This is a genomic window from Caballeronia sp. GAWG1-5s-s (assembly GCF_023631445.1).
Taxonomy (GTDB): Bacteria; Pseudomonadota; Gammaproteobacteria; order Burkholderiales; family Burkholderiaceae; genus Caballeronia.
In genome coordinates this window covers 1-229 of sequence record NZ_JALQDC010000085.1, presented here as the reverse complement: position 1 = coordinate 229, position 229 = coordinate 1, and the positions used below count along the sequence as shown (strand labels likewise).

At 55.0% G+C, this 229-nt stretch carries 1 protein-coding gene; it reads left to right on the top strand.

Annotated elements, in window-relative coordinates:
* Window positions 1–229, top strand: a 229-nt coding sequence (locus NCR34_RS27990; RefSeq protein WP_250501450.1) for a TonB-dependent receptor plug domain-containing protein, incomplete at both ends; no start/stop codon positions are given.

The following is a 229-nucleotide window of genomic DNA, read 5'->3' as shown; positions in this document are numbered from 1 at the left end:
TTACTGAAGTGAGCGACGACCGAGGCTTGGGAGATGCTTCGCAGAATGTGCTGATTAACGGTCAGAGAATCACTGGCAAGGGCAATGACGCCAGTACCGCGCTGAGGCGTATTCCAGTGAATGCTATTCGGCGCCTGGAGATCATGGATGGGGCCATGCTGGATATCAGTGGCCTGTCCGGGCAAGTGCTAAATGTCGTGACGGAGCAGCAGGACGTCCAGGGTAATTT